7 protein-coding genes are annotated in these 7,444 nt (G+C 62.2%); 1 reads left to right on the top strand and 6 read right to left on the bottom strand.

Annotated features, from left to right (window positions below; all coding sequences use genetic code 11):
• Positions 1–133: 133 nt before the first annotated feature.
• Both ABZE94_RS18620 and ABZE94_RS18625 read right to left on the bottom strand, forming a co-directional pair.
• Positions 134–388, bottom strand: a complete 255-nt coding sequence (locus ABZE94_RS18620) for a hypothetical protein (protein ID WP_372877302.1) — start codon at positions 386–388, stop codon at positions 134–136.
• Between the two features lie 165 nt (positions 389–553).
• Positions 554–967 carry a hypothetical protein gene (locus ABZE94_RS18625; protein ID WP_372877290.1) on the bottom strand — a complete coding sequence of 138 codons (414 nt, stop codon included), beginning with the start codon at positions 965–967 and terminating at the stop codon, positions 554–556.
• A gap of 182 nt (positions 968–1,149) precedes the next feature.
• Between ABZE94_RS18625 and ABZE94_RS18630 the strand changes: the two genes are divergently transcribed.
• Positions 1,150–3,651, top strand: coding sequence for a cation-translocating P-type ATPase (locus tag ABZE94_RS18630; RefSeq protein ID WP_372877292.1), 2,502 nt, complete (start codon positions 1,150–1,152; stop codon positions 3,649–3,651).
• 5 nt (positions 3,652–3,656) lie between these two features.
• Here ABZE94_RS18630 and ABZE94_RS18635 read toward each other — a convergent pair whose 3' ends face one another.
• The 4 genes from ABZE94_RS18635 to gabT form a co-directional block, all read right to left on the bottom strand.
• Positions 3,657–4,277, bottom strand: coding sequence for a DUF2238 domain-containing protein (locus ABZE94_RS18635; protein WP_372877294.1), 621 nt, complete (start codon positions 4,275–4,277; stop codon positions 3,657–3,659).
• A 284-nt stretch (positions 4,278–4,561) separates the two neighbouring features.
• The gene (locus tag ABZE94_RS18640) at positions 4,562–5,050 is read right to left on the bottom strand and encodes an Lrp/AsnC family transcriptional regulator (protein ID WP_372877296.1); all 489 of its coding nucleotides are present in this window, start codon (positions 5,048–5,050) and stop codon (positions 4,562–4,564) included.
• A gap of 44 nt (positions 5,051–5,094) precedes the next feature.
• A complete protein-coding gene (locus ABZE94_RS18645; protein ID WP_372877298.1) occupies positions 5,095–5,751 on the bottom strand; it encodes an HAD family hydrolase in 657 nt (218 codons plus the stop codon).
• A 91-nt stretch (positions 5,752–5,842) separates the two neighbouring features.
• On the bottom strand, positions 5,843–7,141 hold the full coding sequence (gene gabT, locus ABZE94_RS18650; RefSeq protein ID WP_372877300.1) for a 4-aminobutyrate--2-oxoglutarate transaminase: 1,299 nt from the start codon (positions 7,139–7,141) through the stop codon (positions 5,843–5,845).
• Positions 7,142–7,444 lie beyond the last annotated feature (303 nt).

Raw genomic sequence — 7,444 nt, forward strand, 5'->3', positions numbered from 1 at the left:
AGCTGCTGCTCGGCGGCCTGTTCGACCACGGCAAAACCGCCATCCCGGGAAAAACTGGCGCAACCGGCCAGCAGCAGTAACCCGGCGCACAGCCCCAGCTGACGCACCCGTATAAATCCGTTCATACGCATCCTCAGTGATTGCCATGCTGGCTGTGTGGGCTGGGCTCGCTCGGCGCATCCGCAGCAGCCGGCTGTTCCCAGGGCTCCTGCGCATAGGTGCGCCAGCCGCCGATGCGACCGACCAGATCATTGGCCTCGCGCCAATCCTGCGGCGGTTCGTCGGCCAGCCCCTGATAGGCGCTCAGCGGTGATTGATAGTTCAGGGCCGGCGTGGCGGCCTCAGCATCCAGCGGGTCGGCCAACTCGGCCCAGACGCCCGCGGGCACAGCCAGCAAGGCCAGGCACACAAGCCTCGGCCGAACGGCAAATAGAAAACGCATAATCGGATGTTCTCGCAGAGAACGGACACGCCCGCACATGACAGGCGAAGACCGCGAATGAGCTAAAAGCGCCGCTCAGCCGTTATTGCACGGCTGCAGGCGCGGTTTGGCTTAGGCGAGAAGAAAACGAGGGGGACGTTCGGGGGTGTCGGCAACCATACCGAGCAAGCGCTGCGGGCGTGCCAGGGGCGGCTCGACTGTTGGCAGCGGAGGATTACCGACCACCACGCTGCTCAATGCAACCGCACCGACGCAGAAGGCGCACAGGCTGCACATGCGGTTGTCACTCGGTTGCGTGGCGTCGGCAGAACTGGCTAGCGGCTCTCCATGCTCGGCACCGGCAGCGCCGTGATGAACCATGGCCACAGCACCGGGATGATGCGCGGCCGTCTGCTGGTTTTCCTGACTGACCGCCCCAGCCTGATTGACCACTGCGCACAACTGCATGCCGATCGCCGCCATGCTCTGCGCCGGGAGGGCGAGCATCAGCATCCAGATCAAGGCAATTCGCAGCGGTTTGCGCATAGTGTTCGAGAGGGCCGGCAGAGAAGTCGAGACCTGCGGATTATCCACCGATTTGGCGGTTTGTCCATAATTGCAAATACAGCAGCGCGTGGCGCTGAATCTGCAAGCGCCTTGGCAGGGCCGCAGATCCGTTGCCGAACGGGTCCAGCGAATGGCGCGACAACCCACATCCAGGGGAACCGATGAGTATTGAACTGCCTTGCGGCCTGAGCCAGCATCAAGCCGCCGCTCGCCTCAGTGCCGAAGGCCCCAACGAGTTGGGCACCGATCAGCGCCGCAACCTGCTCAGCATCGCCATTAGCGTGCTGCGTGAGCCGATGTTCCTGCTATTGCTGGGTGCCGGGGCGATTTACCTGAGCATGGGCGACCCGCGTGAGGCGTTGATCCTGCTCGGTTTCGTGCTGGTTATCATCGCCATCACGGTGCTCCAGGAGCGCCATACCGAGCGCGCCCTGGAGTCGCTGCGCGACCTTTCAAGCCCCAGAGCGCTGGTTATCCGCGACGGCAAGCCTACGCGCATCGCCGGGCGCGACGTGGTGCGCGAGGACATACTGATGCTCGCCGAAGGCGATCGCGTACCCGCCGACGGCTTGCTCCTGCAGGCGCACGAACTGGCGGTGGATGAATCGATGCTCACCGGCGAATCCGCGGCGGTAGCCAAATTTGCCGATGGCAGCGAGGTTTTCGCCGGCACCCTGGTGGTTCGCGGGCAAGGCTTGATGCGGGTCGGCGCCACCGGCAAAGCCACCCAGATCGGCCATATCGGCCAGTCATTGCAGGACATCTCCCTGCAGTCGGCCCCGCTGCAGGCAGAGATCGCCCGCCTAACCCAGCGCCTGGCGTTGATCGGTGCCGGCTTGTGCGTGCTGCTGACACTGCTCTATCAACTGCTGCGCGGCGGCTGGCTGGAGGCGTTATTGGCCGGCATCACCCTGGCCATGGGCATCCTGCCGCAGGAACTGCCGGTGATCATGATCGTCTTTCTGGCTCTTGGCGCGCGCCGAATCGCCCGCCATCAGGTCCTTACGCGACGCCTGAGCAGCATCGAAACCCTGGGAGAAACCAGCGTGCTATGCGTGGACAAAACCGGCACGCTGACGCACAACCGCATGCAGGTGGCGGCCCTGTACGTCGACGGCGAGGTGCTCGAGGTCAATACGTTGACCAGCGATGGGCTGCCGGAGAAGTTCCATGAGCTGCTCGAATACGCGGTGCTGGCCAGCGAAATCGAACCGCACGACCCGATGGAACAAGCCTTTCACCGCTTCGCCCATGACTACCTGGCCAATACCGAACACCTGCACCCGGATTGGCTGCTGGTGCGCGAATACGAACTGTCACCGGCACAATTGGCGATGTCGCACCTGTGGCAGGAACATGCCGCCGAACCGGCGTTCGTCGCCACCAAGGGCGCGCCCGAGGCGATTGTCGACCTCTGCCACCTGTCGCCAAGCGAATGCCAGCAGGTGCTGGAACAGGCCGAACGGCTAGCCGAACGCGGCCTGCGGGTACTCGGTGTGGCCAAGGCGCGCCATCCACCCGGCCGGCAATGGCCGGCCATTCAGCATGACTTTGCCTTGCAGTTCATCGGCCTGCTCGGGCTGGCCGACCCGCTGCGCGACGACGTGCCTGCTGCCATCGCCGAGTGTCAGCGTGCCGGTATCCGCCTGGTGATGATCACCGGCGATCATCCGCGCACGGCCCGGGCGATTGCCGCCGCAGCCGGTATCGTCAGCACGCGGGTGTGCAGCGGCAGCGACCTGACCGCGATGGATGCCAGCCAACTGACCGACTGCCTGCGCTCAACCAGCGTGTTTGCCCGGGTCAGCCCGCAGCAAAAGCTGGCACTGGTGGAAAGCCTCAAGGCCAGTGGAGAGGTGGTGGCAATGACCGGCGACGGCGTCAACGATGCGCCAGCGCTCAAGGCCGCCCATATCGGCATCGCCATGGGCAAGCGCGGCACCGATGTGGCGCGTGAAGCGGCCGCGCTGGTGCTGCTCGACGACGATTTCAGCGCCATAGTTGCGGCCATCCGGCGCGGCCGGAAAATCTTTGCCAACCTGCGCCAGGCACTGATCTACACCATCGCCGTGCATATGCCGATCATCGGCTTGAGCCTCATGCCCGTCCTGCTGGGGCTGCCCCTGCTGCTGGCGCCGATTCATATCGCCTTTCTCGAGCTGCTGATCAACCCGGCCTGTTCGATCGTGTTCGAGGCCGAGAATGGCCGTGGCGAGCCAATGCGTCAGCCGCCACGCGCGCAGCACGAACCGCTGGTGAGCATGCGCCACATCGCGCTGGGCATGCTCCAGGGTCTCGGCGTCAGCATTGTGGTGGTGGTCCTGTATCACAGCGGACTGGCCAATGGCATGGCCCAGGATGTGGCCCGTGGCTTGGCCTTCATCACCCTGGTGGTGGCCAATACCGGGCTGATTCTCGCCAACCGCTCCCCCGAACACGGTTGGAGATCGATGCTGCTGGGACTATCCCGGGTTGGCAAATGGGTACTCGCCGGCACTCTGGCGATGTTGCTGCTGGTGACCGCCATCACGCCGCTTGCTCGGGTGTTTGCTTTTCAGCCTGCCTCTATCGAGCAGTGGCTAGCGGCTTTTGCCTACGGCGCGGCGCTGCTGATGTTCTTCGAAATGGTCAAGACTGGCATGCAGTACGGGCTAAAACGCTGACCGTTTCAACGCCGGTTGGACGAGTCTTGCGATTGCCCCAGCGCGAGCAGCAGCAACAGGCTCAAGGCACCCAGCATGGCCAGCCCGGAATCTTTCTGGGCATCCCATTCGTCGCCCTGGGTGCCCAGGAAGGCCGAGCCCAGCTCCGGGCTGACCAGCACGGCCGCGAGCATCTCCACCTGTTCGTAGAGCGCACTCAGGGCCATCACCAGCGCGAGACTGAGGATCGCCAGCCACCTGCCGCTGAGCCCGGCCGAACGCTGGAGTAATTCCCGCAGCGGGTAGACCAGCAGCAAGCCAAAGGAGAAGTGCACCAGCCGGTCGTAGTGGTTGCGGTCCAGCGCAAGGGCCTCCTGAAACCAGAAGCCCAGGGGCGTTTCCGAGTAGGTGTAATGGGAGCCGTACAGGTGCATGGCCATGAACAGGGCGAACAGCCAATAGGCCGTCAGGGAAAAGGCAAAGCGCCGATAGGTCGCGAGCAACAAGCCGGCGAAAAAGAACACCAGCAGGTTTTCCAGCAACCAGTCCTCGCGACTCAAGGGCTTGATCGCGGCCCACAGCCAGATCAGCAGGAGCATGCCCACGATCAGCGCCAACTGGCATTTGCGGCTGGGGGTTTCGATCATGGACGGCGTCACTCCGGACGGTTGCCGCTAAAGCGGCTGGCGGTGTCAAAGCAGCCGACGGCTCGGCCTGCTTGCAACTGTAGCAGCCCGGCGAGGCACGCCGCATGACTGCTGCTAGAAGAGGCCGCTGCGTTGCATTTTCTGACTCTGCTCTGAGCCATTCCACCATAGCTTCAGGCTACTAGTAGGCGCCAGCCAGGGCGCACAGCCAAGGTGTTCGGTTCCATTGCCAGCGGACAAATTGGTGTATTGCTGCGGGGATCGATCGACATGCAGCGGATTGATCAATGACGCAACAGCTTGCGCAGCGGGATTCCATCTTTCAGCACAGGCGACTTGATGACGATGTAGCTGAAGTACTTGGAGATGCCAATATTCTTGTCCAAGAGGCCTTCCATCACCGCCTGATAATGCTGAATGCTGCTAGTCATGAAGCGCAGCAGGTAATCGTAGCCGCCGCTGATCAAATGGCACTCGAGCACTTCATCGACCAAGCGGATATTGGACTCGAACTTGGCGAAGTCCTCGCGCTTGTGGTCGTGGAGGGTGATCTCGGTGAATACCGTCACCGAGTCGGTGATCTTGGCCAGGTTGAGATGGGCTTTATAGCCGGAAATATACCCGGCCGATTCGAGCCGCTTGACCCGCTGCAGGCAGGGACTGGCCGATAGGCCGACCGCATCGGCCAGTTTGACGTTGGTGATGCGACCGTCTTTTTGCAGCTCGACCAGAATATTAATGTCGATTCGGTCCAGCTTGACTAAACCTTCCATTGCGTACCTCTCGATCGCTATTCGTAGGCAGTCTTTTAGCAAACTCATCGCCGCAAAGACAGCTGATGCTGAGCAACCAGGTCGGCCATGCTATTGATGCAACAGTCCGCCGGACATGGCTGAGTATAGCGGCCGTGGTCACGACGAATCAGGCACAAGCCTGCCGATACGGGCGGCTCGGCAGGATACCTCGACACCTGCAATATTTCTTTGGCCTTGAGCTCGTTGGCGAGCAACCAGGCGCGGTCTTCCAAGGGCTTGCTGGCCGGCGAAAGCAAATCCTCGGGCATGATTCCCAAGCGCTCACAGAGCGCCTCACGATCCTCGGCATCGCGGTCGCCATGCACCAGCAACCGATAGAACTTGCGCAGATACAGCATGGCGCCGGGCGCGTCTTCGAACAGCGACCAGTTGCGTACCGAACGGGCGAAGGTCATCCCCTCCTCCCAACTGACCTTGAGCCCCAGGCGCTCGGCCAATTGGCGATGGGCGAAGCACAGCAAGCCGCTGAAACCCAGTTCGGAGAAACGCGGATAGAGCGCACGTATTGCCTCGTTGAACTCGCTCAGCACCTCTTCCCGTCCCAACATGCCGGAACGGTTTTCCAGCAACGGCTGCAAGGCCGTCCAGACGCCGGTATCCCGATCGACCAGGACTTCATCACAGTCGATCAGCAGCGCACGATAATCAGTCAGATCCATGGTGTGTAGCCTCCTCTGATGCTCTTCATCGAGCCATGCTCCAAAACCTCCTCGATCGGCGCGAACAGTGCGCGCCGATCGAAAACTTGGCTCAACTCAACACACGTGCCAGGGCTGCCTCGAGAATTTCCAGGGCTTCATCGATCTGCGCTTCTTCGGTGACCAGAGGCGCGAGGAAACGCAACACGTTGCGGTACACACCACATTTGATCACCAGCAGACCGCCGTTGCGGGCCTCATCGATCAGCTTCTGATTCAGCTCTGGATCGGGGCTGCGGGCCGCATCGTCCTTGACCAGCTCGATCGCCAGCATAAGGCCGGTGCCGCGTACGTCACCGATCTGCTGTGGGTTGCGCTCCTGCAGGCGCAGCAGGCCCTGACGCAGACGTTCGCCCAGCTTGTCGCCGCGCGCCAACAACTGTTCCTGCTCGTAGGTGTCGATCACCGCCAACGCCGCCGCGCAAGCCAGCGCGTTACCGCCGTAGGTACCGCCGAGCCCGCCGGGGGCCGGCGCGTCCATGATTTCCGCTCGGCCAACCACGCCTGAGATCGGCAAGCCAGCGGCCAGGCTCTTGGCCACGGTAACCAGATCCGGCTGAATCCCGGCGTGCTGGAAACCGAACCAGGTGCCGGTGCGACCGAAGCCGGTCTGGACTTCATCGAGAATCAGCACGATGCCATGTTGCTCGGTCAGTGCTCGCAGCGCCTGGAGGAATTCGACCGGCGCGGAAAGGAAACCGCCGTCGCCCTGCACCGGCTCGATGATGATCGCGGCTACGCGGTCTGGCGAGACCTGGGTGGCAAACAACTCGTTGAGGGCTTGCAGTGCCATCTCGCTGGTGAAACCGCGATAGGCATTCGGATACGGCGTGTGGAAAACCTCGGGCGCCATGCCGAAGTTTTGCTTATAGGGCTGGCTCATGCCGGTCAGGGTCGTACCGAGCAAGGTACGGCCATGAAAACCGCCACGAAAGGAGATGACCGCCGGGCGCTTGGTATGGGCGCGGGCAATCTTCACCGCATTCTCCACAGCCTCTGCACCCGAGGTGAACAGTGCCGCCTTGTGCGCAATGCCACTGGAGCCCGCGACCAACTCGCACAAGCGTTGTACCAGATCGAGATAGGGCTGATAGGACACCACCTGGAAGCAGGCGTGGGTGACCTTCTGCATCTGCGCCTGTACCGCCGCGACCACCTTCGGATGATTGTGACCGATGTTCATCACACCGATACCGCCGACGAAGTCCAGGTAGCGCCTGCCGTCCACGTCCCACAGTTCGGCGCCCTGGGCCCGATCGACGACCAGCGGATGGGCAGTGACCAAGCCACGCGGTACGAACTGATCACGCTGCTGGAGCAGATAAGGGGTTTCTTCGACTTTGCTGTTCATGGCATCTCCCATAAGTGAGCCCGGCAACCGGGAGGCGGCTGCGATGTGCTTCAGGTTAAGCCTTCGACACAATGCTCTACGCCGAACTTGGGCCCTGAGAAATTCGGATCGACTGTTTTCACCCCGGCAAACGGCAGAATCCTTCAAACCATGGAATCTGCCAGGACCTGCCCTATACAACCCGGCACCACCCCTTTGCCCCGGCCCTTTCGACAGATCCTGCTCTGCCATTCGGGCATGCTGGCAATCTTCGTTTACAGGAGGAAATGCCCATGGCCCTGCTCTACAAAGCCGACCCGGTGC

Source organism: Pseudomonas sp. (assembly GCF_041601375.1).
Taxonomy (GTDB): domain Bacteria; phylum Pseudomonadota; class Gammaproteobacteria; order Pseudomonadales; family Pseudomonadaceae; genus Aquipseudomonas.

Bases quoted from the DNA above. Each gene is read 5' to 3' on its own strand.
- ABZE94_RS18640 (WP_372877296.1), bottom strand. From the start codon at position 5,050: ATGGAAGGTTTAGTCAAGCTGGACCGAATCGACATTAATATTCTGGTC.
- ABZE94_RS18625 (WP_372877290.1), bottom strand. From the start codon at position 967: ATGCGCAAACCGCTGCGAATTGCCTTGATCTGGATGCTGATGCTCGCC.
- ABZE94_RS18645 (WP_372877298.1), bottom strand. From the start codon at position 5,751: ATGGATCTGACTGATTATCGTGCGCTGCTGATCGACTGTGATGAAGTC.
- ABZE94_RS18635 (WP_372877294.1), bottom strand. From the start codon at position 4,277: ATGATCGAAACCCCCAGCCGCAAATGCCAGTTGGCGCTGATCGTGGGC.
- gabT (WP_372877300.1), bottom strand. From the start codon at position 7,141: ATGAACAGCAAAGTCGAAGAAACCCCTTATCTGCTCCAGCAGCGTGAT.
- ABZE94_RS18630 (WP_372877292.1), top strand. From the start codon at position 1,150: ATGAGTATTGAACTGCCTTGCGGCCTGAGCCAGCATCAAGCCGCCGCT.